This window comes from Sphingomonas mali NBRC 15500, assembly GCF_001598415.1.
GTDB lineage: Bacteria > Pseudomonadota > Alphaproteobacteria > Sphingomonadales > Sphingomonadaceae > Sphingomonas > Sphingomonas mali.
This window is the reverse complement of the sequence record NZ_BCYX01000031.1, coordinates 1-26,315: the sequence shown is the minus strand read 5'-3', so window position 1 is coordinate 26,315 and position 26,315 is coordinate 1. Positions and strand designations below refer to the sequence as shown.

Here is a 26,315-nt window from a genome sequence, read left to right as displayed (position 1 = left end):
GCTTACTCTCCTCGTCCCTGACCGTAGCGTGCCCGGAATCCGCTCGCAAATGCGTTGAGCGTTCCAGCAGCAATCGCCGCGCGCAAGTCCGCCATCAACGCCTGGTAGAACCAAATGTTGTGCTCGGTCATCAACATCGCGCCAAGAATCTCGCCGGCGCGGACGAGATGATGGAGATAGGCGCGTTCCCAAGTCGCGCAGACCGGGCAGCTGCACTCGGGATCGAGTGGCCCCTGATCCTCGCCGAACTTCGCGTTGCGGATGTTGATCGGACCCGTCCGGGTGAATGCCTGGCCGGTGCGGCCCGAGCGCGTCGGCAGCACGCAGTCGAACATGTCGACCCCGCGCTCGACCGCGCCGACGATGTCGTCGGGCTTGCCCACGCCCATCAAATAGCGCGGCTTGTCCGCCGGCAATTGCCCGGGCGCGAAATCGAGGCAGCCGAACATCGCCGCCTGCCCCTCGCCCACCGCGAGCCCGCCGATCGCATAGCCGTCGAATCCGATCTCGGTCAGCGCCGCCGCGCTTTGCCCCCGCAATTGCTCGTCGAGCGCACCCTGCTGGATGCCGAATTGCGCGGCATTGTCGGCGTGCTCGCCGCCGGAGAGGAAAGCGTCGCGCGAGCGCCGCGCCCAGCGCATCGACCGCGCCATCGCCGCCGCCTGGACCTCCGGCGTCGAGGTGGTCGGGACCAGTTCGTCGAACGCCATGACGATGTCCGATCCCAACAGCCGCTGGATCTCCATCGACCGTTCGGGGCTCATCAGATGCCGCGTACCGTCGAGATGGCTCTTGAACTCGACCCCATTCTCGTCGCGCTTGGTCAGCTCAGACAGGCTCATCACCTGATAGCCGCCGCTATCGGTCAGGATCGGCCGGTCCCAGCCCATGAAATGGTGCAAGCCGCCCAGCCGCGCGACGCGTTCGGCAGTCGGGCGGAGCATCAGATGATAAGTATTGCCCAGGATGATGTCGGCGCCAGCCGCGCGGACGTCGCCGGGCTTCATCGCCTTGACCGTGGCGGCGGTACCGACCGGCATGAAGGCCGGCGTGCGGATCGTGCCGCGCCGCATCGCGATTGCGCCGGTACGCGCCTTGCCGTCGGTGGTGTGGATTTTGAAATCGAAACGGGGGTTCATGGCGCGCGGCTCTAACCGCTGTCGACGCGCGGGTCACGCCCCGCCCATCGCACTCGCCTTCACATAGTCGATGAAGGCTCGCAGCGGCGGCGGTACCAGCCGACGTCCGGGATAATATAGGAACGGTCCCGAAAAGCTGTCCCACCATTCCTGCAGCACCGGCTCCAGCGCGCCGCTTTCGAAATGGGGGCGTAGCCAATCCTCGAACGAACTGATCACGCCGCCGCCGGCAATCGCGACATCAATCATCAGATCGGTGCCACCGCCGACGGAAGCGATAAGCGGCCCCTTGGGATCGATTCGAACGATCTCGTCGCCGCATACATATTCCCACGGCGCGGTTAGTCGCCCGCTGGCGAAGCGGCCAAGCAGGCAGGCATGGCCGAGCAGATCGCGCGGATGCTCCGGCCGACCGTGCCGATCCCAATAGGCGGGTGCCGCGGCGGTGGCGAAGCGCTGCACGCGGGGGCCGATCGGCACCGCGATCATGTCCTGGGCCAACCGCTCTTCGTAGCGAATGCCGGCATCGCATCCCGCAGCGAGCACGTCGACGAACGATTCGTCTGCGACCAGTTCGAGCTTGATCTCGGGATAGACCGCCAGGAAGCCGGGAACGATCGCCGGCAACACGGTCCTGAGCGCGCTGCCGGGCACGTTGATCTTGAGCGTCCCCGCCGGCCGGTCGCGGAAATCGGCAACCAACGCCAGGGCGGACGCGACCTCGCCCAGCGCAGGCCCCAGCCGTTCGAGCAACCGCGCACCCGCCTCGGTCGGTGCTACACTACGAGTGGTGCGGTTGAACAGCCGAACGCCGAGCCGTGCCTCGAGCCGTCGTACCGCCTCGCTAAGCCCAGACGGGCTGGCATCGGTCGCCCGCGCCGCCTCGCGGAAACCGCCCGCGCGCGCCACGGCGATAAAAGCGCCGAGATCACCGAGACCGGTAGTCATTGTTCGCTTATCCGCACAGGTCTGTGCACATTATGCCGGATTATCGGTGAAACGCGCAACCTTTAGATTGGCGACGTTCCCAGGAAGGAGTTCCCATGACCAACATCTCCAAGGCCGGCACGTTCAGGCTCGGCGACCGCGACGTCCACCGCCTCGGCTATGGCGCGATGCAGCTTGCCGGCCCCGGCGTATTCGGCCCGCCGCGCGACCGCGACCAGGCCATCGCCGTGCTGCGCGCGGCAGTAGCGGCGGGCGTCGACCATATCGACACCAGCGATTTCTATGGTCCGCACGTCACCAATCAGGTCATCCGGGAGGCACTGTCGCCCTATCCTGCCGCCCTGACGATCGTTACCAAGCTGGGCGCGGTCCGCGGCGACGACGGTTCATGGCTTCCCGCCCAGTCGCCCGACGACCTCAAGCGCGGTGTGGAGGATAATCTCCGCAACCTAGGGCTCGATGCGATCGACGTGGCCAATTTGCGCGTGATGGGCGATGTTCACGCGCCGAGCGAAGGCTCGATCGCGGCGCAATTCGGCGCGCTGGCCGATCTCCAGCGCCAGGGGATCATCCGCCATCTCGGTATCAGTAACGCGACCGCGAACCAGGTCCGCGAGGCACAGGATATCGCGCCGGTGGTGTGCGTACAGAACCTGTACAATGTCGCGCATCGTGAGGACGATGCGTTGATCGACACGCTGGCGGAGCAGGGCATCGCTTATGTCCCGTTCTTTCCCCTTGGCGGCTTCAGCCCGCTGCAGTCCACGACGCTGTCCGACGTTGCCGCATCGATCGGCGCGACAGCGATGCAGACCGCGCTCGCTTGGCTATTGCGGCGCTCGCCCAACATCCTGCTGATCCCCGGAACCTCGTCGCTCACCCACCTGAGCGAGAATCTGGCGGTCGCCGCGATTGATCTGCCCGAGGAGGCCGTAGTCAAGCTGAACGGCATCGCCATGGCGACCGCCTGAGATACAGGCGTTCAAGCCGCGAGGTACCACGATCCCGCCGGCGGCCTCGTCGCCGGCGTCATCGACGGTGTTGCCCAACAGCGGGTCCATGCGGAACCTGTCCATCGAGAAGACCGAGAAAGACGCCGTCCGCGGCATATCGATCGTCCGCCAGCCCCGGACGGGGCGACCGGATCGCACCATCACGTCAGATAGTCGACCACGTCCTGCGGCGTCGCGAAGGTCGCGTCGGGCTGCATCGCCGTCAGCATTTCGGGATTGGCATAGCCCCATAATACCGCGCCGGCGCCGATCCCGACCGCGCGGGCGGCGTCGATGTCGCGGGTTTCGTCGCCGATCGACAGGATCGCGCCGGCTGGAAGGCCGCTCGCCTTGATCGCCTGGCGGAATTTGCGCACCTTGCCGAACAGGCCCGAGCCGCAGAAGAAACGCTCGATCCGCGCCGAGTCCTCAGTCCCCAGGATCGCGCGGACATTGGCTTCGGAGTTGGACGAGCAGACGAACATCCTCACCTTCGCCTCGTCGATCGTCCGCAGCATGTCGCGAACGCCGTCGAACAAGTGGATCTGGTCCGTGTGCCGGCCGAACCGCGCGCGGACGTGGCGCGCGATCAGCGGCAATTTCCAGCGCGAGATGCCGAGATGGTCGATCACCTCACGCGTGGTGCGCTTGCGCAATCCCTCCACTTCGTCGGGATGGACGCTGCGGAACCGGAAACGCTCGGCGAGATCGTCGACGATCGACAAGAACCAATGGCCGCTGTCGCTGAGCGTCCCGTCGAAGTCGAAAATGACCAACTGATACGGATGCCGGGCGGCTACCACGATTATCCGCCTCGTTTCCCGCGTTTCCCGCCATCGCCCATCGGGAAGGCGCGGATCGTCAGCAGTTCGGCGCGCGTCAGCACGCCGTCCTTATCCTTGTCGAGCCGGCTGAAGATCTGGTCGAACTTCGCCTGGAGCTCGGCGAGCGTAATCTGATTGTCGCTGTCGCTGTCGGTCTCATATGCGCCGGGCAGCGCATTGGGATCGCCCAGCCATTTCTGCGCCCAGTCGGAAAAAGCGATATAGCCGAGCTTGCCGGTGTGGCCGGTGTCGATCGCATCGAAGCTCTTCGCCACGCCCTTGCGCATCTCGTCGCGCGTCACGCGGCCGTCACCGTCCGTGTCGAAGGCCGCGATCATCATCGCCACCGGCTCGACCACCAGGATCGGCGGGGCGGCGATCGATACCGGTGCGTTCTTCTTGCTGCCCAGCGGAACGGGAACGCGATTGTCGTTCTGCGCGGCGGCCGGACAGGACAAGCCGATCGCCAGCATGGCGGAGGCGAGCACGAGAGTCGGCGAGGCCAGGGCGAAGCCGCGGCGGATGGCTGACGTAAAGCGATTCGGCGGCATGAGACAGGCTGTGCCCCAGTGCGCCGGGCTCGGCAACAGCCACTGACCGGCGATACATGCTACCGGATCGGAACCGATGCCCCGGCATAGGGATCATAGGGCGCTGGCGTCCCGGTCGGCTGGACGCGCGGCGGTGGCGGGGGCGGAGGCGCGGCGACGATTACCGGCGGCGGATCATAACCCCCAACGCCACTGGCCGCATAGCGCAGTCCGTTGACGATGGTCGATGCGCCGAACAGAATGAAGCAGCCCAGGACGACGGTCGCGCCATGGCGTATATTGACTCGTCCGGTCAGCATGCCGAACCCGATCGCCGCGATCGCGATCACCGCGATCGACGTCGCGACTGTGCCGAGCAGAACATCCTGCAGCCAGGAAATCGCCGCGACGAGCACGCTCGACCCCGCGGGGGAATCGGCGAGCGAGGTCGGTGCGTAGGATAGGATCATGGCATGATCCTATGTCGGGCCGACGGCTGGCGATAGGGCCAGTTCATGAGGTCGGGTCGGGATAATCCGGGTCCAGCTGGACCGCGCGGTTCGCGTCAGCATCAGCGCCGCGCCGGTTACCCTGCTCACGCCGCAGGACGCTGCGATTGTAATAGCCGCGCGCCGCATAGGGCGCATATTTGATCGCGAGATCGAGATCGGCGGCGGCGCGCGCGGCGTTCCCCTCGCGCTGATAGGCCAGTCCGCGATTGAGATAAGCGAAGGCGAATTTAGGCTTGAGCGCGATCGCCTGGTCGAACGCGGCGATCGCGCCGTCCAGGTCGCCACGCCAGGCGAGCGCCAAGCCATCGGAAAGGCGTCCCGCCGCCTCGCCCGCCGGCCCCTTCGCACCGATGCCGATCAGCCCCTTGCAGCCGCGCAGGCTTTCCTGGGGATCGATCACCGTGCAGGCATTCCAGTCGCCGCGCGCGGCATAGGCATTCGGGCGCCTTGCGCGCGCTCCCGTTACGACGATCTGGTTGCTATCGCTGCCCTCGTCCGCCGTCCTGCTCGCTACGGCAGTCGGACTTGCGGATTCTGTAATTTTCGACTGCGCCCTGCGACCGGCGACGATCGGGCTTTCGTCAGCTGCTGGCGGTGCCGCGCTCTGCGGAGCAAACCGCGCCAGCGGCGGTGCCATGGCTGCGGGAGGCGCGGGCGGTGGTGGAGGCGGGGGCGAGGCGGCGGGTGCCTGATCCTCGGCGGCGCGACGATCAGCCCCACTGGCCAAGGTGACCGGGACAGCTGGTGCGACCGGCTTTTGGATCGGCGGCTCCAGCTTGGCGGCAGGCGTCGGCCCTTCGGCCGCACTGGTCGCCGGCGGCTTGGGAGCGCCGGGCCGATCGAGCGCCGGCGCCGAGCGCGGCGCGGTATCGGCCGGCGGCGTCGCGACCCTACCGGGTTGCAAACCATCGGGCCGGTTGAGCGCGATCGACAGGCTGATCCCGGCGACGAGGATGATCGAGGCGAACGCGCCGATCTGCTTGCCGGACACCCATCGTGCCGGGCGCCGATCGGGCGCTACGGCGGGCGCCGGATCGGGAACGCCGTCGAACCGCCGCATCGCCGCCGCGATCGCCGCGTCGCGCGCGGCGGGACGCGGCGGCGGGGAGTCCGGAAGCAGCCGAGCAAGATCGCTGTCGTCGGCCATTCAACGCCCCCGAATGACGAGCCGGCAAGGACCGGTGCCGCGGGGGCAAGGATGGCGGGGAACGGACATCGATCGATCTATAACGGCAATCTCTGCCCGGTCTAAGCCATGATCGCGAGCGGCGATACGGGGCGCCGCGAGCGCAGCGCCCCGTTCGAGTTCATTGGCCGGTCGCCGCGATGGCGTTGGCAGTCTTGGCGGCACGGACGAGCTGGATGAATTCGGTCCGATAACCGAATTCGTCCTTCCCCTTCGCGCCGCTCGCCATCCGCAGCACGTCGTCGTAGCTGAGCGCGCCGTTATAGCGCCCGCCGCGCAGCAGTTCGGCGAACCCGGCGACGGCGGTGGCAAAGCGCGCATCCTGCGGCGCGTCCTCGAACCGCGCGAATTGCACGCGGCGGTCGATCGGCGTCGAGAGCAACAGGCTCGTGTCCGACTTGGGCAGTTTGTAGCGGATCTTCACGAAGCCGAGCTCGCCGCTCACCCCCGCGGCGGCGACAGGCACCGGCGGAGCATAGCGCAGATCGCCGTTCGCGCGCGGCCCGCCAACCGGCACGACCTCATACAAAGCCGTTACGGTCTGGCCCGATCCGACATCGCCGGCATCGACCTTGTCATTGTCGAAATCCTCGCGCTTGAGCATCCGCGTCTCGTAGCCGATCAGGCGATATTCGGCGACGGTGCGGGGATTGAACTCGACCTGGATCTTCACGTCCTTGGCGATCGGGAACAGAGTCGAGGTCGCCTCGTCGACCAGGGTCTTTCGCGCTTCGTTGACCGTGTCGATATAGGCCGCGGTGCCGTTACCGTTCTGCGCCAGCGTCTGCATCATCGCGTCGTTGTAATTGCCCATGCCGAAGCCGAGCACCGACAGGAACACGCCCTTGCCGCGCTCGCGTTCGATATAGCCCTTGAGCTCGTCCTGATTGGTGATGCCGACGTTGAAATCGCCGTCGGTCGTCAGGATCACGCGGTTGACGCCCTTGGCGTCGAAATGCTGCTCGGCCAATCTATAGGCTTGGCGAATACCCTCGGCGCCGGCGGTGCCGCCGCCCGCGCCCAGCCCCTCGATCACGGCCTTGATCCTGGCCTTCTCGCTGGCCGGCGTCGGCTCGAGCGCGGTCCCGGCGGTGCCGGCGTACGTGACGATCGCGACGCTGTCTTTGCCGTCGAGCTGATCGAGCAGCATCTCGAGCGATTGCTTGACCAGCGGCAGCTTATTGGGCGCGTACATCGACCCCGACGTGTCGATCAGAAAGACCAGGTTCGCCCGCGGCCGCGTCCTGCGCCCGATCTCATAGCCCTTCACGCCGATCCGGACGAGTTTGCGGCCGGGCGTCCAGGGGCTCGGGAACACCGCGACATTGGTGCTGAACGGCTGCGACGCGCTGGGCGCGGGCGCATAGTCATAGGGGAAGTAATTGACCATCTCCTCGGTCCGTACCGCCGCCGGCTGGGGCAGCGTGTTCTGGTTGAGCGAGGCACGGACGAAGGAATAAGAAGCAGTGTCGACGTCGAGCGAGAAGGTAGAGACGGGCTCTTCCTTGACGATCTTGAACGCATTCTGGTCGGCGCTGGTGAACTTGTCGCGACCGACATCCTGATAATAAGGCGGATAGGGCCGCGGCTCGGGCGCCCCGCGCGCGGCAAAGCGGCTGGTGGTCATCATGGGCGACGACACCGAGGGTAGCGGTGGAGATGATGAAGGCGGGGGTGCGGGCGGCGGTGGCGGGGCGAAGGCCGATATCGGCGACGCTCTGTCCGCCTGACCGTTGGCGACATGCTGTCCGGTAACGACGATCTCCGCGGCGCCGTCTTCCGCTTTGGCCGCTCCTTTCGCGTCCGACGCGGACGTCAGACGGGTGTCGGATCCGGCACAGGACGCGAGCAATGTCAGCGCCAGCCCGGTGGCGACTGCCCGATACAAACGGGGCATATCATTCTCCCTTGGTTGCAGCGGGCAGGATCGTCCGCATTTCCCTTCGACGCGGCTCGCCGGGGATTCCTTGGACAAGGGCCGAGATTTTTTTCGCGCGGTTCAATCGCCGGCCATCAGGCCTGGGCGGGCTCCTTCCCGGCGAGCATCCGCCGCACTTCGTGCATCCGCCACGACACGGTGGTTTCGGCCACGCCCAGGATCGCCGCCGCCTCGGCATGCGAGAGCTGCTGCCCGGCGACCAGCACCACGGTTTCGCGATAGGCGGGCGGCAGGCCGGCGATCGCGCTACTCACCCACATCGCATCGTGCAGGTCGCGCCCGTCGGGACCCCGTGCCAGTCCCGCCAGCACCGCGAGACGCGCGGCGAACCCGCCGAGCGATTTGCGACGGCGATGAAAATCGCGACACGCATTGAAGACGATGCCGCACAGCCAGGTCGTGAACTTGGCCTCGCCGCGGAACGATCCGATCCGTTCGACCAACGCGCAACAGACATCCTGCGCGATATCGTCGGCATCGGCGCGCGTTCCGGTCAATTGCCAGGCGAGACCATGGATACGGTCATAATGACGTTCGAGCAGCGCGCTGAACGCCGCCCGGTCGCCGGCAATTGCGCCAGCCACCAGGTCCGCGTCAGGATCGTCCTCGCGACCGGTCACGGGTTAGCGGCTACCGATGCGGCGAAGTGGTTTCACGGACCAAGGCGACGCCATTTCCCCCGACATGGCTTGCTTTGTGCCTCATTCGCGCCGGCGATGCCATCGCTCCGATGGGAGCGAGCCGAGGAGGGCTTTGCTGGTAACCGCGCGCCGTTACGGCAAAAGCAGCGACGCGTCTCCGTAGGAGTAGACTTGAATTCCTTCCGGTCTCGCCGAACTATCTTCACATGTCGCAATATGCCTCCAACACCCTCGACAGCCGGCGGTTGCAGGTGAGCGGCTCACCAATCAATTTCGAACGTAAGAAAGAGATTTCTCAATCATGGCGGCGAAGCTCATCAACCGGGGTTCGCTCAGCATGGACATCCTCCGCATCATGTCATCCCTGGACAAAGCCGGCGGCGACAACAGTTTGGCGAAGGGATTGGTCCGCGCGTTCGAAAGCGGCACCGATATTGACGACTCGATGGGCGAATCGAATCGGCTGCTCAACAACTATGCCGAAACGTCACTGGACGCTCGGCGACATAGGACGGGGGAAGACCGGTGATACTGTTTTCGGCGATCGCCAATCGGATCCGGGAAGATCGGAGCATAAAGCGCATCTTCCGGTCGATCGACGGCGAACCCGAGGAAGAGATCCTGCGCATCGCTGCCACAACGGCATCGGTGGATGACAAGCTGCTGCTGCTCGCGATGGTCGGAAAACTGTCGATCGGATTTGATGAGCGGCAATCGCGCGCGGCGTTCGGTGAGATCCTGAAGATCGGCCGCGAGGAGAGATCGCAGATCGCCATCTATGTCGCAGCATATGCGCGTTACAATCTCGCGGTTTTAGGAAGGAGTTGGGGCGATGCTGCCGCGGCCCACGAGCGTGCCCGGCGAATGAGGGTGAACAGCCGCGTCAGGCTGAAATTCCCGATCCCACAATTGCCTCGGGGGACTGCCATTAGACCAAATGTTGTTTCGGTTGGTTGAGGGCCGAACCGGTTCATCGGTGACGCCGGTGATCGCTCGAACCCGACTACCATCGCCTTAATATCGGCCCTCCTGGCACAACTTCGTTCCGTACGGCCTATTACGACGACGGAATCCGGGGCTCGCCGTTATGGGCGGCTAAGCCAGATTGTTGCCTGAGACTTGGTCGTCCGCCAACGGCCCGTTTGAGGTTAAACCCGCTTTACAACATATTCACGGGAACAGCAGCGAGCTGTCTCCGTAAGAGTAGAACCGGTAGCCATTTTCAATGGCGTGCGCGTACGCCGCCTGCATCCTGTCCAACCCCATCAGCGCCGAGACCAGCATGAACAAGGTCGATTTCGGCAAGTGGAAGTTGGTCATCAGCCCGTCGATGCCGCGAATCTTCACCCCCGGCGTGATGAAGATCGCGGTATCGCCCTCGAAGGGATGGACCCGCCCCGCCTCATCTGCTGCGCTTTCTATCAGGCGCAGACTGGTGGTGCCGACCGCGATCACCCGGCCACCCGCCGCGCGCGTCGCGTTGATCCGGTCGGCGGTGGCGGCGTCGATCCGGCCCCATTCGGCGTGCATCTTGTGGTCGTCGGTATCCTCGGCCTTGACCGGCAGGAAGGTACCTGCGCCGACATGCAAGGTCAGCGTGACGTGCCCGACGCCCGCCGCTTCCAGCGCGGCCATCAGTTCGGGGGTGAAATGCAACGCGGCGGTCGGCGCGGCGACGGCGCCGGGCTCGTTGGCGAACATCGTCTGGTAGTCGTCGGCGTCGCGCGCATCGGTCGGGCGGCGCGCGGCGATATAGGGTGGGAGCGGCATGCGGCCGGCGCGCTCGAGCAGCAATTCGACCGGTTCATCGCCGGCGAAATCGAGCGCGAAACTGCCGTCCTCGGCGCGGTCGGCGGCGATCGCGGTGACGCCTGCCCCGAAATCGATCGTCTCGCCTTCGCGCAGACGCTTGGCGTTGCGGATGAAGGCGCGCCAGCGCCTGGGTCCCTCGCGCTTGTGGAGCGTCGCGCCGATCCGCGCCTCTCCGCGCATGCCCTCGAGCTGCGCCGGGATGACCCGCGTATCGTTGAACACCAAGAGGTCGCCGCGCCGCAGCTCCCCCGGCAGGTCGCTGACCAACCGGTCGCGCGTGGCGCCGCCGGGCCCCGCGCCATCGAGCACGAGCATCCGCGCCGCGTCGCGCGGACTGGCGGGGCGCAGTGCGATCCGCTCGGGCGGCAGGTCGAAGTCGAACAGGTCGACGTCCACGCCGCCCTCGCGTCAGTTGGTCTTGGTTACTTCTTGGCCGGAGCCGGCGCCGTCGCGGCCGGCGCTTTTGCCGCCGGTGCGTTGGTCGCAGGCACCTTCTTGCCCGGCGCCGGGGTGGCCCCAAGCGTCGGCGTCGTCAGCGTCGGCGCGGGCGCCAGCGCGGGGGCCGGCGGCGGCGGAGGCGGCGGGGGTGCCGAGTAAGGCGGCGGGTTGTCCGCGGCGATATAGGCATGGAAGATCGTCGACGGGTTCGCCGGCGGTTCCCCGCGCTCGACCGCATCGACATATTCCATGCCGGAGATGACGCGCCCGAACACCGTGTACTTCTTGTCGAGCGCGAGCTTGGGCAGGAACACGATGAAGAACTGGCTGTTGGCGCTGTTTTCCGCCTTGGTCTTGTCCTCGGGCGAAGCGTCGGGGGCTGCACCCTCGCGCGCCGCCGCCACCGCGCCGCGTACATGCGGCAGATAGTTGAACTCGGCGGGCAAATCGGGAAGCGTCGAGCCGCCGGTGCCGTCGCCCTTGGGGTCGCCGGTCTGCGCCATGAAGCCGTCGATCACGCGGTGGAATTTGAGCCCGTCATAGAAATGCTGGCGAGTCAGGATCTTCACCCGCTCGACCATCTTGGGCGCGACATCGGGACGCAGCCAGATCACCACGCGACCACCGGTCGACAGGTCGAGATAGAGCAGGTTTTCCTTGTCGGTCATCGGCGGCGGGGTGAGCCGCGGCGCGGCCGGCGGAGTCGGGGGCGCCTTCTGCTTCTTGGCAGCTATCGAAGGACTGCCGGCGATCGCGACACTCATCATCGCAATCAGGCCGAAAAAGAAACGCATGGGCACTCCGGAAAAGACGGTCGTTCGGTGTGGGGGCTTAGAGCAATTATCGCCAAGCGCCAATGCGCAGTGCGTGCGGCTTTTTTGAGGCAGGTTTTGGTGTCGTCACCAGCGACGCGGCTCGAAGATGACTCGCACAAAGACACGAAGACGCGAAGACTGGTTCGCTTAGGGCGCGGGCGTCGGGCGATGGAGGCCGTGGGGCAATCCGCCGCCCAAAAAGGGAGCCTCGCATCGCGAGGCTCAACAAACTTCAACGCGCTCTGCTTCCGCGCGAACCGGTTCTGCCCTTCTTTGCGCCTTCGTGTCTTTGTGCGAGCAAAATCACTCGCCGACCTAAACCCGCCCCAGGCCGTCGCGCTCGATTCGCGCCATCACCTCGTCGCGGACGCTCGGGGTGACGAATTTGGAGATGTCGCCGCCGAACACCGCGATTTCCTTGACCAGCCGGCTGGCGATCGGCTGGAGCGACACGTCGGCCATCAGGAACACCGTTTCGACGCGGTGATTGAGCTGACGGTTCATGCCCGTGAGCTGATACTCATATTCGAAGTCGGTGACGCCGCGAATGCCGCGAATGACGATCGACGCCCCCTGGCTGTCGGCGAAATCCATCAGCAGCGAGCTGAACCCAACCACCTCGATGTTCGGGTTGCCGATCGTCGCGACCTCTCGCCGGACGATCTCGATTCGCTCGTCATCGTTGAACAGGGGCGACTTGGCGATGTTGGTGGTAACCCCGATCACCAACCGGTCGACCAGCTTCGCGCTCCGCCGGATAATGTCCATATGCCCGAGCGTGATCGGATCGAACGTGCCGGGATAGACCCCGGTGCGAATGGTCATACCCCCCTCCCTTCGGCTAGCGGTCGCGCTCGAGCACGTAGCGCGCGATGCTGCGCAGCAGGTCGGCCTCCTGCCCATAACCGCGCAAATGATCGATGGCCTGGTCGACGAGCATTCGTGCCTGGCCGCGCGCGCGATCGACGCCGAGCAGGGAGACGAAGGTCTCCTTACCCGCGCCCTCATCCTTCCGCAGCTTCTTCCCTGCCTTTTCCTCGTCGCCCTCGACGTCGAGCAAATCGTCGGAGATCTGGAAAGCGAGGCCGATGTCGCGGGCATAGCCGCGAAGCCCCGTCCGCCCCTCCGGCGCGACACGGCCTAGGATCGCCCCCATTTCGACCGCGCAGCTGATCAACGCGCCGGTTTTCATCGCTTGCAGCCGCGTGACCGTATTGAGGTCGAACGTCTCGCTCTCGGCTTTCAAGTCCATCATCTGCCCGCCGGCCATTCCGGCCGGACCCGCCGCACGCGCGAGCTCGAGCACCAGTTCCGCGCGGACGAACGGATCGGGATGGGTCGCCGGATCGGCGAGCCATTCGAACCCCAGCGCATGCAAGCTATCGCCCGCCAGTATCGCCGCCGCTTCGTTGAAAGCGCGATGCACGGTCGGCTTGCCACGGCGCATATCGTCATTGTCCATCGCCGGCAGATCGTCATGGATCAGCGAATAAACATGGACCGCCTCGATCGCGCAGGCCGCACGAGCAGTGCACTCGCGGTCGACCCCGAACAGGCCGGCGGTCGCGAAGACCAGCAACGGCCGCAGCCGCTTGCCGCCGCCGATCGCCGCATGCCGCATCGCCTGGTACAGTTCGGCGCGTGGATCGTCCGGCACCGCCAACAGCACGTCAAAGCGGCGATCGACCTCCGCGCCCACCTGGGTCAACGCGGCCTTGAGCGACGGGGAGGATGCCACGACGCCAGTGCTCATGCGGCGTTGAACGGCGCGACACCCGCGGGGCGGCCATCCGAATCGAGCCGGATCGCCTCGATTCGCGCCTGCGCCGCGTCGAGCCGCTCGGTGCATTTCTGACGGAGGCGCGTGCCTTCTTCGTAGAGGCGGATAGCGTCATCCAGTTTCGCCTCGCCGCTTTCGAGCTGGCGGACGATTTCCTCGAGGCGCTTCAGCGCATCCTCGAACGACAGGTCATCGATCGGCGTGTCCATCCGCCACGCTATGCGGCAGCGGACCGGCGGGGGCAACCCGCCGATCCGCGACAGTTGGTTCAGACGATGTGGAGCAATGTCCGGCAGACGAAGATCAGCAACATCGCCCCGAGGATGGATGCGATGAATCCGGCGGGATGCAGTGCTTGCTGGCCCTGCTTTGGCTGGATCATCTGGCTGATAAGGCCAGCCACGAACGACCCGGCGATGCCGAGCACGATGCTCCAAAACCAGTTGAGAGGGACTGCGCCCGGATAAAAGAACCTGGCGAGGATGCCGACGATAAGGCCGACGATCGCCATGCGGATTATACCCATCATTCTTTCTTCTCCCCACGCCATGTGGATGATCAGGATTGCACGGCCGTTCCGCTTGCACAATGATCCGCTTGCACAATGAGTTGTCGGCGGGAGCTGTCGAGGGAGGCTGCCGGATCGGGACCCACCGTTGGGGCCGTGCGTTCGGCTGACCGAGACAAGAGGGAGCGCCAATGTTCACCAGCATCAATCCCGCTACCTACGAGCCCGGGCACAGCTTTGCCGAGCTGACCGACGCCCAGGTCGACGCCCGGCTGGCCAAGGCGCACGACGCCTTCCTCGCCTGGCGCGTCACCGGCCTCGACGACCGCATGACCCTACTTCGAAATATCGCCGAGCGGTTCGAGGACGACAAGGAGCGGCTGGCGCGCATCGCCACCGAGGAAATGGGCAAGACGCTGAAATCGGCGATCGCCGAGGTCGAGAAATGCGCCTCAGCCTTCCGCTATTATGCGCGGCACGGGCCGCAGCTGCTCAAGCCGGTCGAGGTCGATACACCGGTCGGCCATGCCGTCGCGCGCTGGCTGCCGATGGGTCCGGTGCTCGCGGTGATGCCGTGGAATTTTCCCTATTGGCAAGTGGTCCGCTTCGCCGCGCCGGCGATCATGGCGGGCAATGTCGGGCTGTTGAAACACGCCTCCTCGGTCCAGGGGTGCGCCGCCGCGCTGGAGGAGACGATCCTGGCGGGCGGGGCGCCCGAAGGGCTGTTCCAGAATTTGGCGATCAAGTCGGGCAAGGTCGCCGACCTGATCGCGGACGACCGCATCGTCGCGGTGACGCTGACTGGCAGCGAAGGCGCCGGTGCGAAGGTCGCCGAGGCTGCGGGCCGCGCGCTCAAGAAAGTCGTGCTCGAGCTCGGCGGATCGGATCCGTTCGTCGTCATGCCGTCGGCCGATATCGCGCTCGCCGCCAAGACCGCGGTCACCGCGCGGACCCAGAATACAGGCCAGTCGTGCATCTGCGCCAAGCGGATGATCGTCCATGCCGATGTCTATGACGACTTCATGCACGCTTTCTCGGCCGGCATGAAAGCGGTGAAGACCGGCGACCCGATGGATCCCGATACCGAGATGGGGCCGCTATCGTCGGAGGAGCAACGCGACACCGTGCTCGGCCAGGTCGCCAAGTTTCGCGACGCCGGCGCAACCTTGCTGTTCGGCGCGGAGAAACCCGATCTTCCCGGCGCCTATCTGACGCCCGGTGTGCTGGTCGATGTCGACCCCGACAGCGAGGTCGCCAGGGAGGAAGTGTTCGGTCCCGTCGCGATGGTATTCAAGGTCAAGGATATCGAAGAGGCGATCGCGCTCGCCAACGACGTGCCGTTCGGGCTGGGATCGTCGGTCTGGACCAATGACGATGCGGAAAAGGAGCGCTTCGCCCGCGACATCGCCGCCGGCATGACCGCGGTCAACCGCATGCTCTCCTCGACTCCCGAGGCGCCGTTCGGCGGGATCAAACGCTCGGGCCATGGCCGCGAACTGGGCCCCTGGGGCCTGCATGAATTCATGAACCTGAAAGCCGTGATCGGCTGATCGCCGCCATCTGACCGGCCGTCATCCCAGCGAAAGCTGGGATCTCAAGCCGTATCGCGCGACCGCATGAGACTCCAGCTTTCGCTGGGGCGACGAGGGGTGCGCTGCGGCGTCGGGGGATGTCGCCCTGGCGCATCCGGCTTGACGATCTACTCAGTTCGTCTATGAAACAGAACGGTTCGTCGACGGAGCACGCGCATGCAAGCCGCTACCGCCTTTCAGAGATCCCCCGGATTGAAGCTCATCCTGACGATCGTCATCGCGATGATGCTGACCGTTCCGCTCTTCGCCATCTACCTTCTGGTCTATGATCGACAGCACCAGTCCGATACCGCGCGCAGCTCGATCGCGCAGGGTTGGGGCGGACCGCAGACGCTGATCGGGCCGCTGCTGGTCATTCCCTATCGGGCCGAGACCACCACGACCGAGACGGTCGACGGCAAGCAAGTGACCAAGACCGGTATTGAGACGCGCGAACTAGTCCTCTCACCCGAAACCGCCGATATCGTCACCAAGATCGCGCCGGAGGTCCGCAAGCGGTCGATCTACGAGGCGGTCGTCTATGGCGCGCATACCGCCGCGCGCGCGCGCTTCGCGTTGCCTGCCGATCTGCAGCGCTATGGCGTCGCCGCCGACAAGCTTCTGCTCGATCGTGCCGAACTACGCTTCGGCGTGTCCGATCCGCGCGGCCTCTACGGCGCACCGCCCAAAGTCACCATCGACGGCTCCGCGCGATCGCTCCAGCCCGGCAAAGGGCCTGGTGAGACCAACGGCGCCGGCTTCTACACGTGGCTCGACGCGACCGCGCTCACCACCAAGCCGATGATCGCCGATTTCGTCTTCGACCTGCGCGGCAATGCGTCGCTGGCGCTGGTCCCGCGCGCCGGCGATACGCGCTGGGCGGTCACCTCGCCCTGGCCCAATCCCAGCTTCCAGGGGGGCTTCCTGCCGACCGATCGTCATATCGCGGCCAATGGGTTCACCGCCACCTATCGCGTAGGCAACCTCGCGCTCGGGCGGACATTGGTCGATACCGGCGACACGGCGGCCGCGCCGGTCGTCCTGGCATCGCCCGGCCCCGCCTCGGTCGAACGCGCGGCCGCCGCCGGCCCGCAGGCGATGACGGCGCAGGTCGACCTCGTCACGCCGGTCGACCTTTACGACCAGGTCAACCGCTCGGTGAAATACGGCTTCCTGTTCATCGGCTTCACCTTCATGGCCTTCCTGCTGTTCGACGTGGTCGGCGGCGTCCGCGTCGCGACGGTCGAATATCTGCTGGTCGGCGTCGGGCTTATCCTATTCTTCGTGATGCTGCTGGCGTTCGCCGAAGTGGTCGGCTTTATGCTCGCCTATCTGATCGCGGCGGGCGCGATCGTCAGCCTCCTGACCGCTTATTCGGCGGCGGTGCTCAAGAGCCGCAAGCGCGCCGGATTCATCCTCGGCTTGCTCGTGGCGCTCTACGCGGTGCTCTATATCCTGCTCAGCCTGGAGGCTTATTCGCTGCTGATCGGATCGCTGCTGCTCTTTGCGGCGCTGGCGGCGGTGATGTTCCTCACGCGAAACATCGACTGGGGACGAGTAACGCCGCCGGTCCCGATGTAGGGAATCGAAACAATGGCCCCTCCCCCAATGTTGGGGAGGGGCTTGATTGCAGATTGCGCAGCGAGAGCCCGCCGAGGCTCAGAGCGCGACCCCGCCATCGACGTTCAGCGTTGTCCCCGTAATGAACGACGCGTCCGGCCCGGCCAGGAAAGCGGCCACACCGGCGATCTCTTCCACCGCGCCGAACCGGCCGAGCGGCACGGATTGCCTGAACGCCTCGGCGGCATCGCCTTTTGGCGCCATGTCGGTCTCGATCGGGCCCGGCTGGATCACGTTGACCAGGATGTTGCGCACGGCGAGGTCTTTCGCCCAACCGCGGCCGAGCCCGGCCACCGCAGCCTTGGTCGCGCCATAAGTCGATATCCCGCCAAATGGCGAACGATCCCCCGCGACCGAGCCGATCAGGATGATGCGGCCGCCATCGCGCAGATGCGGGAGCGCGGCGCGCGTACCGACATGCAGGCCGCGGACATTGACGCCGAACTGACGTGCGAAGGATTCGTCGGTATCCTCATCGACCGTCGCGAATTCGGCGACGCCGGCGTTGTGGACCAGGATGTCGATACCGCCGAGCGCGGCCGCAGCTGCGTCTACTCCCGCGCGCTGCGAGGCAGGGTCGCCGGCGTCGGCCTGGATCGCCACTGCCTTGCCGCCCGCCTGCTCGATGGCCGCCACGGTCGCGTCGGCCGCCACCTTGTTACCGGCATAGGTGATCGCGACCTCGGCGCCGTCGGCGGCCAACCGCTTGGCGATCGCCGAGCCGATCCCACGCGATCCCCCTGTGACCAGCGCCTTCTTGCCCCCGAGGACCTTGTTATGGGACATGTGTGTTCTCCGAATATCTGCCCGCGATCACGACGTCGTGCGCTGCCGGCGGACCGCCATCTGGGAAGTTCGATTCAATAGTTCAATATTCCCGAACTATGAAAATGATGAACCTTTCCTATATTCATCGCATGCCTCGCTTTACCCATCCTCGGCTGGAGGACGTGCCGCTCGATCTGGCGCTTCACGCGCTGGCCGATTCAAATCGTCTGGCGATCGTCGCGCGGCTGGCCGCGGCCGCGGGGCTGAGCTGTTCGAATGCGGCGCCGTGCGACGCGCCGGTTCCCAAAAGCACGCTGTCCAACCATCTGAAGACGCTGCGCGCCGCCGGATTGATCGAAACCACGCAATCGGGCCGCGAGATGATCAACGTACTGCGCCGCGACGAGTTCGACCGGCGCTTTCCCGGCCTGCTCGATGCGATACTTGCCAACAACGCGGTTTGACGGGGTTGCACTCCGCAGCCGAAAGGCATAGCCGCACCGCAGCACCGCGATAGGGACACGCAATGGCCGAGTTCAGCCTGCCGAAGAATAGCAAGATCCGCAAGAACGGCACGGTCCACAAAGCACCCGAGGGCGCCACCAATATCCGGCGCTTCAAAATCTATCGTTACGACCCCGACACCGGCGAGAATCCGCGCTACGACATTTTCGAGGTCGACCTCGACACCTGCGGGCCGATGGTGCTCGACGCCCTCATCAAGATGAAGTCCGAGCAGGATTCGTCGCTGACCTTCCGCCGTTCGTGCCGCGAAGGGATTTGCGGATCGTGTTCGATGAACATGGACGGCAAGAACGGCCTCGCCTGCACCACCGCGATCGAGGACTGCAAGTCGGAAGTGACGATCACCCCGCTGCCGCACATGGAAGTGATCAAGGACCTGGTCCCCGACTTCACCCATTTCTACGCGCAATATGCGTCGATCAAGCCGTGGCTGCAGACGGTCACACCGGCGCCCGCGGGCAAGGAACGGCTGCAGAGCCCCGAGGATCGCGAGAAACTCGACGGGCTGTACGAATGCATCCTGTGCGCGTGCTGTTCGACCAGCTGCCCGAGCTATTGGTGGAACAGCGACAAGTTCCTCGGCCCGGCGATCCTGCTCCAGGCGTATCGTTGGTTGGCCGACAGCCGTGATGAGATGACCGGCGACCGGCTCGACCAGCTAGAGGACCCGTTCCGCCTCTATCGCTGTCACACGATCATGAATTGCGCCAACGCCTGTCCCAAGGGTCTCAACCCGGCCAAGGCGATCGCCGAGATCAAGAAGATGGAAGCCGAGCGGATTGTCTGACGCCCCGGCCGGACCAGATGTGACCGACGCGCCGAGCCCGCTCTTCCTCTACGACGACGATCCCGATCTGCCGGGCTGGAAGCGTTGGCAGTTCCGCGACTCGACGCGGTTCAATTCCTTCCTCGAACCGCTCCAGGTCAGGCTGGAGGGGAGCATCGCGCGGGTCCGCATGATGCCGCGCCACGACCATTCGAACATGCGCGACAATGTCCATGGCGGCGCGCTGCTCGGCTTCATGGACGTGTCGTTGTTCGCCGCCAGCCGCGCCTTCGGCTGCCTGAGTGCAGGCGGCGCGGTGACGCTGGACCTGTCGGCGCAGTTCATCGGCGGCGGCATGATTGGCGAGCCGCTCGAAGCGCATATCGAGTTGCTCCGCGAGACCAGCCGCATGCTGTTTCTGCGCGGACTGATCGTCCAGGAGGGCGCACCGACGATCGCGAGTTTTACGGGGACGTTGCGCAAGTCGTCGCCTCCAGGCGGCAACCCATGAGGCGCTCCTTCTCCCTCTCCCCTCTGGGGAGAGGGCTGGGGAGAGGGGGAGTCACAGGCGGTGCATTTGCGGCACCGCCCCTCTCCCCGACCCTCTTCCCAGAGGGGAGAGGGAGTCGATGAAAGTCATCGACCAATATCACGCGTTGATCGCCGCCGGCGAACTGCGCGCCGATCCCGATCAGGAAGCCGCCGCGCGGCGCCTCGACCGGCTGCAAACCGAACTCGAAGCCCAGCCCAAGCGCGGATCGGTGTTGTGGCGGACGCTCGGTCGCAAGCCCGAATCCCCGCGCGGCATCTACATGTGGGGCGATGTCGGGCGCGGCAAGTCGATGCTGATGGACCTGTTCTTCGGCTGTCTGGCGATCAACCGCAAACGCCGCGTCCATTTCGCCGAATTCATGCTCGAAGTGCACCAGCGCATCGCCGCCGAACGCAGGAAGGAAGCCGGCGACCCGATCGCCCCGGTCGCCATCGCGCTCGCCGAGGAAGCGCGACTGCTCGCATTCGACGAGATGATGGTGACCAATTCGCCCGACGCGATGATCCTGTCGCGACTGTTCACCGCCCTGATCGAGGCCGGCGTTACCGTCGTCACCACGTCGAACCGCCCGCCCCGCGACCTCTACAAGAACGGTCTCAACCGCGAGCATTTCCTGCCCTTCATCGACTTGATCGAGCAGCGGCTCGACGTGCTGCCGCTGAACGGCCCGGTCGATTATCGCCGCGACCGGTTGGGGCAGCAGGAAACCTGGCTGGTGCCCAACGGACCCGAGGCGACGCGCAACCTGTCCGCCGCCTTCTTCCGCCTGACCGACTATCCGCCGGAAGACGCCGCACACGTGCCGAGCGAGGACATTCCGGTCCAGGGCGGCCGCACGCTGCACGTCCCCAAGTCGCTCAAGGGCGTCGCGGTATTCAGCTTCAAGAAACTGTGCGGCGAGGCGCGGGGGTCGGCGGATTATCTGGCTATCGCGCGGCGCTACCACACCGTGATCCTGGTCGGCATCCCGAAGCTCGGGCCGGAAAACCGCAACGAGGCGGCGCGCTTCGTATCGCTGATCGACGCCTTATACGAGCACAAGGTCAAATTGCTCGCGGCCGCCGATGCGGAGCCCGCCGAGCTCTACCAAAAGGGCGACGGCCGCTTCGAGTTCGATCGCACGGTCAGCAGGCTCGAGGAGATGCGCTCGGACGAGTATCTCGACCGTGGGCATGGCGTCGACTGAACGAGGTCAGAGCAACGCCAGGCTGTCGAGGTCGAGCGCCATCCGGGCCGGGCGTTCGGCCATCGCGGCGAACATGCGATCACCGCGTTCTGTCCGCTCGACATAGTTGGCGGCGTTGATTGCCATGATCATCCCGGCGAACGCATTGCGGCGATAGTCGCGCCAGAATGCTTCGCTATCCGGCGCTCCGCCAAGCGCTGCCCGCCGCGCGAGATACGCCTCGACCAGCCCGCGCTCGCGCGCGCGGCGTTCGGCCGGATCGGAGAAGCTCGTGCCGATCAAATACGCCACGTCGTTCGCCGCACGGCCCATCGCCACGGTCTGCCAGTCCAGCAGGCGCGCGGTGCGCCCGCTTCGATCGAACAGGATGTTGTCGAGCCGGAGGTCGCCGTGACGCAGACATTCGGACGGCGCCTCGTGATCGAGATACGCGTCGATCCGATCGACCAGCGCCTGGCCGAGATCGAGCACCTGCGCGTCGAGCAGCCCGGCAAAGCGCTCGCGGAATTGCGGGTAAGCGGCCGGCATCGCATTGCGGATCACCATGCTGCCGGCCGAGCGATGCGCCCAGCGCAGGCTCGCCCAGTCGCCCCCAGCGGGCCGCCAGGCGTGGAGCGCGGCCACCGCGTCTAGCGCGGCGGCGACTTGCGTCGCGCTGCCGCCGGCGATCTGGTCGCCCTGGCGGAGCGGTGCCAGGTCCTCGATCAACAGCGCGAAATGCTGCTCGTCGTCGGCGATCGCAGCGTAATAGGGTCGGGGGCACGCGACGCCGGCGGTCGGCGCGCAATCGCGGTACCAGCCGATCTCCATGTCGTAGAGATGGAACATGGCGGCCCCCGCCCGGCTCGTGGCGTCGGCGCTTGGGCATTTGGCGATGAAACTCGCTGGCGCGTCGCCGGCGCGCCAATCGCAGATGAAGCGAAAGCTGTCGCAAACCTGCCCCGTGCCCACCGGACGATACTCCAGCGCGGCTAGCGATCCCGCGGGCTGCGCGAATACCCGCTCGACCCAGGCAATGTCGAAATCCTCCGGCGCGGTCGGAAAGTCATTCACGTCGCGGGGTCCAGCAGCCCGGTCAGCCCGCTCGCCACATGTGGGCCGATGAACAATTGCTCGACCACGCCGACGCCGCGATGCACGACATTGTCGATCGTCAGCACGGCATCGGCCATCGCCTGGATGTGGAGGTTGAGCATGCCCGGCGCGTCACCAAAGCCCGGCGGACAGGTGTCGTAGGCGACCGCGAGCTCGCCTCCATGATCGATGCCGTGCCCCCATTGCGGGTGGAGATAGCCCAGCCCCGACATGTAGAAATGCTGGTCGCGCGGCGTCACCACCAACGCGCAGCCGGGCCACGGCTCCAAGCGCACCGATGCCAATCGCCGTGTGCCGGGATAATAGGCCACGTCGATCGCCGCGGTGAACTCGCGCGCCTTCCCGTCGAGCGGCGCGATTACCCCGCGACGGTTCCACGCCTCGCCCTCGCCATCGTCGTTGCTGTGGAAGAACGCGACGCGGTCGGCGAAATTGAACGGCATCCACAGCCACCAGAATTGCCGCATCCCCCCGCCCGCGGGCTGCGCATCGGGCGCGCCGACCGGGCGGATTCCCCAGCTGCGGTCGCGCGTGCCCCAATGCGTATCGGGCGCGACCATGATTGCCTGGTCGCCGACGGCAACGCTCCCGGACCAGCCGCCATTCTGCGTCAGCCGCGTATAGTCCATCAGCAGCCGCGCTTCGAAACGCCGGGTGAAACGCGGTTCCTCGATCGGCGCATGGCGCGCGGTGAACGTCAGGTCGGCGCGAATCGGCGAATTGTTGGCACCAACGATCACGCGCAGAATCTTTAGCGGTTCGATCACTTCGATACGGATGGGGCCCACGCTCAGGTCCATCCGCTCGCCGCCGAGCGGACGCGACGCACGCAAATTGTGTTGGACACCGTCGATCGTCACGCAGAACGCGGCGTCGATCACGCCGAGTTGGGGATACACGCCAAGTGCGGCAGCGAAGAACAGGCGGCCGTCGGCGCTGTAGCCGTTGAAGAAGTAGCGGTCGTAGAAATTGCGCTCGGCGCTGGCGATGGCGATCGGCTCGGGAGTCTGGTGAACCGGATAGTCGTCGCCCCGCGTCAGCATCGCCTGCACTCCCACCGCATTTCGCGGCAGTGTGGCGCACGTCCATGGAAACGCAACCGCGAAGGCGGCGGCTTCTTACGCACCGCCAATGGGTGAGGTGCGTGATCGTCGTACCACCGAAGACGTCGCGGCTGGCCGGGTCACGCAAGGCATCGACCAGTATTCGAAATGCAGCGCGGTTCAGGCGCCAACATCATCGCGGGGGCTGCGCATCGTCGGCGTGAATGCGTCGGACCCGCTCGATGCCCCGAGTATCGGGCTTTGCCGGACGCACTGACGACGGCTATGAGCAGGCCCCTGCTTATTCTCACCCTGCCGCAGCGGGCCGGGACACGTCCGGCTCGCACACAAACAGGAGGCGCCCGATGATCGTCACCACCACCGAGAACGTCGCCGGGCACACTGTCGTCAGGAACCTGGGCCAGGTATTCGGCGTCGTCGTCCGCAGCCGGGGTATCGGCGGCAACATCACCGCCAGCCTGCGCTCGATCGTCGGTGGCGAGATTCCCGAATATACCAAGCTGGTCGAGGATGCGCGGCGCCACGCGATCGACCGCATGATCCAGAACGCGACGGTGATGGGGGCCAATGCGGTCGTCATGATGCGCTTCGACTCGGGCGAGATCGCGCAGGCGATGAATGAGGTCGTCGCCTACGGCACGGCGGTCATCCTCGACCCGGCACCCTGACATGTTGCGCAACGTCGTCCTCGCGCTTGGCCTCGCCTGGCTGGCGATCGGACTATGGGTCACATTGGTAGACGCAGCCGGCTGGCCGATGCTGATCTTCCCCGCGATCATCGTCGCCGGGATTGTGTTCGAGCGCGTCAATTATCGCGGCAACGCCAGCACGCCGCTCGACGCCAATTGGCGACCGACCAACGAACGCTTTCTCGACGAAGCGACCGGGCGACCGATCACCGTCTGGTTCAACGCGGCGACCGGCGAGCGCCGCTATGTCGAAGATTGACGCACTATTGCACTTGCGAACGAATTGCAGTAACGGATGTTAATTCCTCCCGTTTAGCGGTTGCTTCGGGACGGCCAAGCGCCTAAGCGCCGTCGCGTTCCCGCGCGCCCTGGGGTGCGCCCACTCGCGCTTAGGAGTGCTCATGGCCCGCAAGAAGATCGCGCTGATCGGCGCCGGCAACATCGGCGGCACGCTCGCCCATCTCGCCGCTCAGAAGGAATTGGGCGACATCGTCCTGTTCGACGTCGTCGAGGGCGTGCCCCAAGGCAAGGCGCTCGACCTTAGCCAGTGCGGCCCGATCGAGGGCTTCGACGCGAAGATCACCGGCTCGAACGATTACAAGGACATCGCAGGCGCCGACGTCATCATCGTCACCGCCGGCGTCGCCCGCAAGCCGGGCATGAGCCGCGACGACCTGCTCGGCATCAACCTCAAGGTGATGAAGGCGGTCGGCGAAGGCATCAAGAACAACGCCCCCGACGCGTTCGTCATCTGCATCACCAACCCGCTCGACGCGATGGTCTGGGCGCTGCGCGAATTCTCCGGCCTGCCGCACAACAAGGTAGTCGGCATGGCGGGCGTGCTCGACTCGGCGCGCTTCAGCCACTTCATCGCCGACGAATTCGGCGTGTCGGCGCGCGACGTCACCACCTTCGTGCTCGGCGGCCATGGCGACACGATGGTCCCGGTCGTTCAATATTCGACCGTCGCCGGCATCCCGGTCCCCGACCTGATCAAGATGGGCAAGTCGACGCAGGAGCGGATCGACGCGATCGTCAAGCGCACCCGCGGCGGCGGCGGCGAGATCGTCGCGCTGCTCGGCACAGGCTCGGCTTATTATGCGCCGGCGACCAGCGGCATCGCGATGGCTGAGGCATATCTGGGCGACCAGAAGCGCCTGCTGCCCTGCGCGGCCTATGTCGACGGCCAGTATGGCGTTGACGGCCTCTATGTCGGCGTGCCGGTGATCATCGGCGCCGGCGGCGTCGAGCAGATCGTCGAGATCGCCCTGGACGACGAAGCCAAGGGCAACCTTCAGGTCTCGGTCGACGCGGTCAAGGAATTGCTGGTCGCGTGCAAGGGCATCGACAGCTCGCTGGCCTGAGCAGCGCACCCGCATATCAATAAAGGGGCACGGCGCCCCGTCCGACCATCAGGAAGAGGCACCGAATGAGCATCCTCGTCAATAAGAATACCAAGGTCATTACCCAGGGAATGACCGGAGAAACCGGCAGTTTCCACACCAAGGCGGCGCTCGATTACGGCACGCAGATGGTCGGCGGCGTGACGCCGGGCAAGGGCGGCACCGAGCATCTCGGCCTGCCGGTCTATGACACGGTCGCCGAGGCGGTGAGCAAGACCGGCGCGACCGCGTCGGTGATCTACGTGCCGCCGCCCTTCGCCGCGGACTCGATCCTCGAGGCGATCGACGCCGAGGTGCCGCTGATCGTGACGATCACCGAAGGCATTCCGGTGCTCGACATGGTCAAGGTCAAGCGCGCTTTGTCGGGATCGAAGTCACGGCTGATCGGCCCGAACTGCCCGGGCGTGCTGACGCCGGGCGAGTGCAAGATCGGCATCATGCCGGGATCGATCTTCAAGAAGGGATCGGTCGGTGTTGTAAGCCGTTCGGGCACGCTTACCTATGAGGCCGTGTTCCAGACCTCGAATGCAGGGCTTGGCCAGACCACCGCGGTCGGCATCGGCGGCGATCCGGTCAACGGTACCAACTTCATCGACGTGCTCGAACTGTTCCTGGCCGATGACGAGACCAAGTCGATCATCATGATCGGCGAGATCGGCGGATCGGCCGAAGAAGAAGCGGCGCAGTTCCTGAAGGACGAAGCCAAGCGCGGCCGCAAGAAGCCGATGGCCGGCTTCATCGCCGGCCGCACGGCGCCTCCGGGCCGCCGCATGGGCCATGCCGGGGCGATCGTGTCGGGCGGCCAGGGCGGCGCCGAGGACAAGATCGCGGCGATGGAATCGGCGGGCATCAAGGTCTCGGCCAGCCCGAGCCTGCTCGGCGAGACGCTGCTCGAGGTGTTGAAGGGGTGAAACAAATCCCCCTTTCCCTGGACAGGGAGAGGGATACCGGAGCTTGGCAGCTTGCTGCCTAGCGAAGGTTGGGAGAGGGTTGAGCGAGCCGCAGGCTCGC

30 protein-coding genes are annotated in these 26,315 nt (G+C 65.7%); 13 read left to right on the top strand and 17 right to left on the bottom strand.

The features are described 5' to 3' along the window. Positions 1–2: 2 nt before the first annotated feature. Together tgt and SMA01S_RS18200 are read right to left on the bottom strand one after the other, a co-directional pair. Positions 3–1,139, bottom strand: a complete 1,137-nt coding sequence (tgt, locus tag SMA01S_RS18205) for a tRNA guanosine(34) transglycosylase Tgt (RefSeq protein WP_066825719.1) — start codon at positions 1,137–1,139, stop codon at positions 3–5. A gap of 33 nt (positions 1,140–1,172) precedes the next feature. Further along, positions 1,173–2,087 (bottom strand): LysR family transcriptional regulator, encoded by a 915-nt coding sequence (locus SMA01S_RS18200; RefSeq protein WP_066825717.1) that lies wholly within the window; start codon positions 2,085–2,087, stop codon positions 1,173–1,175. A 95-nt stretch (positions 2,088–2,182) separates the two neighbouring features. Here SMA01S_RS18200 and SMA01S_RS18195 point away from each other — a divergent pair, with 95 nt between their 5' ends. Continuing rightward, complete coding sequence (locus tag SMA01S_RS18195; protein WP_066825714.1) at positions 2,183–3,058, top strand: aldo/keto reductase family oxidoreductase; 876 nt, start codon at positions 2,183–2,185, stop codon at positions 3,056–3,058. A 182-nt stretch (positions 3,059–3,240) separates the two neighbouring features. On the opposite strand, the gene SMA01S_RS18190 is transcribed toward SMA01S_RS18195, so the two are convergent. From SMA01S_RS18190 to SMA01S_RS18165, 6 genes are all read right to left on the bottom strand, one after another. Next, positions 3,241–3,882, bottom strand: coding sequence for an HAD hydrolase-like protein (locus SMA01S_RS18190; protein WP_066825706.1), 642 nt, complete (start codon positions 3,880–3,882; stop codon positions 3,241–3,243). A gap of 2 nt (positions 3,883–3,884) precedes the next feature. After that, the gene (locus SMA01S_RS18185; RefSeq protein WP_245649328.1) at positions 3,885–4,454 is read right to left on the bottom strand and encodes an EF-hand domain-containing protein; all 570 of its coding nucleotides are present in this window, start codon (positions 4,452–4,454) and stop codon (positions 3,885–3,887) included. Positions 4,455–4,513: 59 nt separating this feature from the next. Next, complete coding sequence (locus SMA01S_RS18180) at positions 4,514–4,903, bottom strand: TrbC/VirB2 family protein (protein WP_084250417.1); 390 nt, start codon at positions 4,901–4,903, stop codon at positions 4,514–4,516. A gap of 43 nt (positions 4,904–4,946) precedes the next feature. Further along, positions 4,947–6,092, bottom strand: a complete 1,146-nt coding sequence (locus SMA01S_RS18175; RefSeq protein WP_066825703.1) for a tetratricopeptide repeat protein — start codon at positions 6,090–6,092, stop codon at positions 4,947–4,949. Positions 6,093–6,252: 160 nt separating this feature from the next. Beyond that, on the bottom strand, positions 6,253–8,028 hold the full coding sequence (locus SMA01S_RS18170) for a vWA domain-containing protein (protein WP_084250416.1): 1,776 nt from the start codon (positions 8,026–8,028) through the stop codon (positions 6,253–6,255). A 116-nt stretch (positions 8,029–8,144) separates the two neighbouring features. Beyond that, the gene (locus SMA01S_RS18165) at positions 8,145–8,690 is read right to left on the bottom strand and encodes an RNA polymerase sigma factor (RefSeq protein ID WP_084250415.1); all 546 of its coding nucleotides are present in this window, start codon (positions 8,688–8,690) and stop codon (positions 8,145–8,147) included. Positions 8,691–9,012: 322 nt separating this feature from the next. Here SMA01S_RS18165 and SMA01S_RS18160 point away from each other — a divergent pair, with 322 nt between their 5' ends. Together SMA01S_RS18160 and SMA01S_RS18155 are read left to right on the top strand one after the other, a co-directional pair. Next, positions 9,013–9,240: a hypothetical protein gene (locus tag SMA01S_RS18160; protein WP_066825701.1), complete on the top strand. Its 228-nt coding sequence runs from the start codon at positions 9,013–9,015 to the stop codon at positions 9,238–9,240. Beyond that, complete coding sequence (locus tag SMA01S_RS18155) at positions 9,237–9,668, top strand: hypothetical protein (protein ID WP_066825698.1); 432 nt, start codon at positions 9,237–9,239, stop codon at positions 9,666–9,668. Before SMA01S_RS18160 ends, SMA01S_RS18155 begins: the two co-directional genes overlap by 4 nt. 213 nt (positions 9,669–9,881) lie before the next feature. Here SMA01S_RS18155 and queA read toward each other — a convergent pair whose 3' ends face one another. From queA to SMA01S_RS18125, 6 genes are all read right to left on the bottom strand, one after another. Further along, positions 9,882–10,919 carry a tRNA preQ1(34) S-adenosylmethionine ribosyltransferase-isomerase QueA gene (gene queA, locus SMA01S_RS18150; protein ID WP_066825695.1) on the bottom strand — a complete coding sequence of 346 codons (1,038 nt, stop codon included), beginning with the start codon at positions 10,917–10,919 and terminating at the stop codon, positions 9,882–9,884. A 26-nt stretch (positions 10,920–10,945) separates the two neighbouring features. Beyond that, complete coding sequence (locus SMA01S_RS18145; RefSeq protein ID WP_066825692.1) at positions 10,946–11,755, bottom strand: peptidylprolyl isomerase; 810 nt, start codon at positions 11,753–11,755, stop codon at positions 10,946–10,948. A 336-nt stretch (positions 11,756–12,091) separates the two neighbouring features. Further along, positions 12,092–12,601 (bottom strand): pantetheine-phosphate adenylyltransferase, encoded by a 510-nt coding sequence (gene coaD / locus SMA01S_RS18140; protein ID WP_066825689.1) that lies wholly within the window; start codon positions 12,599–12,601, stop codon positions 12,092–12,094. 16 nt (positions 12,602–12,617) lie between these two features. Next, positions 12,618–13,529 (bottom strand): polyprenyl synthetase family protein, encoded by a 912-nt coding sequence (locus tag SMA01S_RS18135; RefSeq protein ID WP_066825687.1) that lies wholly within the window; start codon positions 13,527–13,529, stop codon positions 12,618–12,620. Further along, the gene (locus tag SMA01S_RS18130) at positions 13,526–13,765 is read right to left on the bottom strand and encodes an exodeoxyribonuclease VII small subunit (protein ID WP_066590374.1); all 240 of its coding nucleotides are present in this window, start codon (positions 13,763–13,765) and stop codon (positions 13,526–13,528) included. Before SMA01S_RS18130 ends, SMA01S_RS18135 begins: the two co-directional genes overlap by 4 nt. 59 nt (positions 13,766–13,824) lie before the next feature. Next, positions 13,825–14,067, bottom strand: coding sequence for a GlsB/YeaQ/YmgE family stress response membrane protein (locus SMA01S_RS18125; protein WP_245649327.1), 243 nt, complete (start codon positions 14,065–14,067; stop codon positions 13,825–13,827). 188 nt (positions 14,068–14,255) lie between these two features. Here SMA01S_RS18125 and SMA01S_RS18120 point away from each other — a divergent pair, with 188 nt between their 5' ends. Continuing rightward, positions 14,256–15,614, top strand: coding sequence for an NAD-dependent succinate-semialdehyde dehydrogenase (locus tag SMA01S_RS18120; protein ID WP_066825683.1), 1,359 nt, complete (start codon positions 14,256–14,258; stop codon positions 15,612–15,614). Positions 15,615–15,812: 198 nt separating this feature from the next. Next, positions 15,813–17,216, top strand: coding sequence for a cell envelope integrity protein CreD (gene creD / locus SMA01S_RS18115; RefSeq protein ID WP_066825682.1), 1,404 nt, complete (start codon positions 15,813–15,815; stop codon positions 17,214–17,216). A gap of 78 nt (positions 17,217–17,294) precedes the next feature. Here creD and SMA01S_RS18110 read toward each other — a convergent pair whose 3' ends face one another. Continuing rightward, positions 17,295–18,041: an SDR family NAD(P)-dependent oxidoreductase gene (locus SMA01S_RS18110; protein ID WP_066825680.1), complete on the bottom strand. Its 747-nt coding sequence runs from the start codon at positions 18,039–18,041 to the stop codon at positions 17,295–17,297. A gap of 131 nt (positions 18,042–18,172) precedes the next feature. On the opposite strand from SMA01S_RS18110, the gene SMA01S_RS18105 reads away from it, so the two are divergent. From SMA01S_RS18105 to zapE, 4 genes are all read left to right on the top strand, one after another. After that, complete coding sequence (locus tag SMA01S_RS18105) at positions 18,173–18,487, top strand: ArsR/SmtB family transcription factor (RefSeq protein ID WP_066825762.1); 315 nt, start codon at positions 18,173–18,175, stop codon at positions 18,485–18,487. Positions 18,488–18,549: 62 nt separating this feature from the next. Continuing rightward, positions 18,550–19,335: a succinate dehydrogenase iron-sulfur subunit gene (locus SMA01S_RS18100; RefSeq protein ID WP_066825678.1), complete on the top strand. Its 786-nt coding sequence runs from the start codon at positions 18,550–18,552 to the stop codon at positions 19,333–19,335. Between the two features lie 19 nt (positions 19,336–19,354). Then, a complete protein-coding gene (locus SMA01S_RS18095) occupies positions 19,355–19,825 on the top strand; it encodes a PaaI family thioesterase (protein ID WP_066825676.1) in 471 nt (156 codons plus the stop codon). Between the two features lie 118 nt (positions 19,826–19,943). Next, positions 19,944–21,053 (top strand): cell division protein ZapE, encoded by a 1,110-nt coding sequence (zapE, locus tag SMA01S_RS18090; RefSeq protein ID WP_066825673.1) that lies wholly within the window; start codon positions 19,944–19,946, stop codon positions 21,051–21,053. Positions 21,054–21,059: 6 nt separating this feature from the next. Here zapE and SMA01S_RS18085 read toward each other — a convergent pair whose 3' ends face one another. Then, a complete protein-coding gene (locus tag SMA01S_RS18085) occupies positions 21,060–22,106 on the bottom strand; it encodes a phosphotransferase family protein (protein WP_066825670.1) in 1,047 nt (348 codons plus the stop codon). Then, positions 22,103–23,191, bottom strand: a complete 1,089-nt coding sequence (locus SMA01S_RS18080; RefSeq protein ID WP_066825759.1) for an Rv3169 family protein — start codon at positions 23,189–23,191, stop codon at positions 22,103–22,105. The genes SMA01S_RS18085 and SMA01S_RS18080 overlap by 4 nt, the downstream gene beginning before the upstream one ends. Before the next feature lie 365 nt (positions 23,192–23,556). Here SMA01S_RS18080 and SMA01S_RS18075 point away from each other — a divergent pair, with 365 nt between their 5' ends. The 4 genes from SMA01S_RS18075 to sucD all read left to right on the top strand — a co-directional run bounded on the left by SMA01S_RS18075 (position 23,557) and on the right by sucD (position 26,215). Continuing rightward, positions 23,557–23,880, top strand: coding sequence for a YbjQ family protein (locus SMA01S_RS18075; RefSeq protein ID WP_066825667.1), 324 nt, complete (start codon positions 23,557–23,559; stop codon positions 23,878–23,880). Between the two features lies 1 nt (position 23,881). Then, complete coding sequence (locus tag SMA01S_RS18070) at positions 23,882–24,160, top strand: hypothetical protein (protein ID WP_066825663.1); 279 nt, start codon at positions 23,882–23,884, stop codon at positions 24,158–24,160. Positions 24,161–24,302: 142 nt separating this feature from the next. Then, complete coding sequence (gene mdh / locus SMA01S_RS18065; RefSeq protein WP_066825660.1) at positions 24,303–25,265, top strand: malate dehydrogenase; 963 nt, start codon at positions 24,303–24,305, stop codon at positions 25,263–25,265. 65 nt (positions 25,266–25,330) lie between these two features. Then, positions 25,331–26,215 (top strand): succinate--CoA ligase subunit alpha, encoded by an 885-nt coding sequence (sucD, locus tag SMA01S_RS18060; RefSeq protein ID WP_066825658.1) that lies wholly within the window; start codon positions 25,331–25,333, stop codon positions 26,213–26,215. Positions 26,216–26,315: the final 100 nt, after the last annotated feature.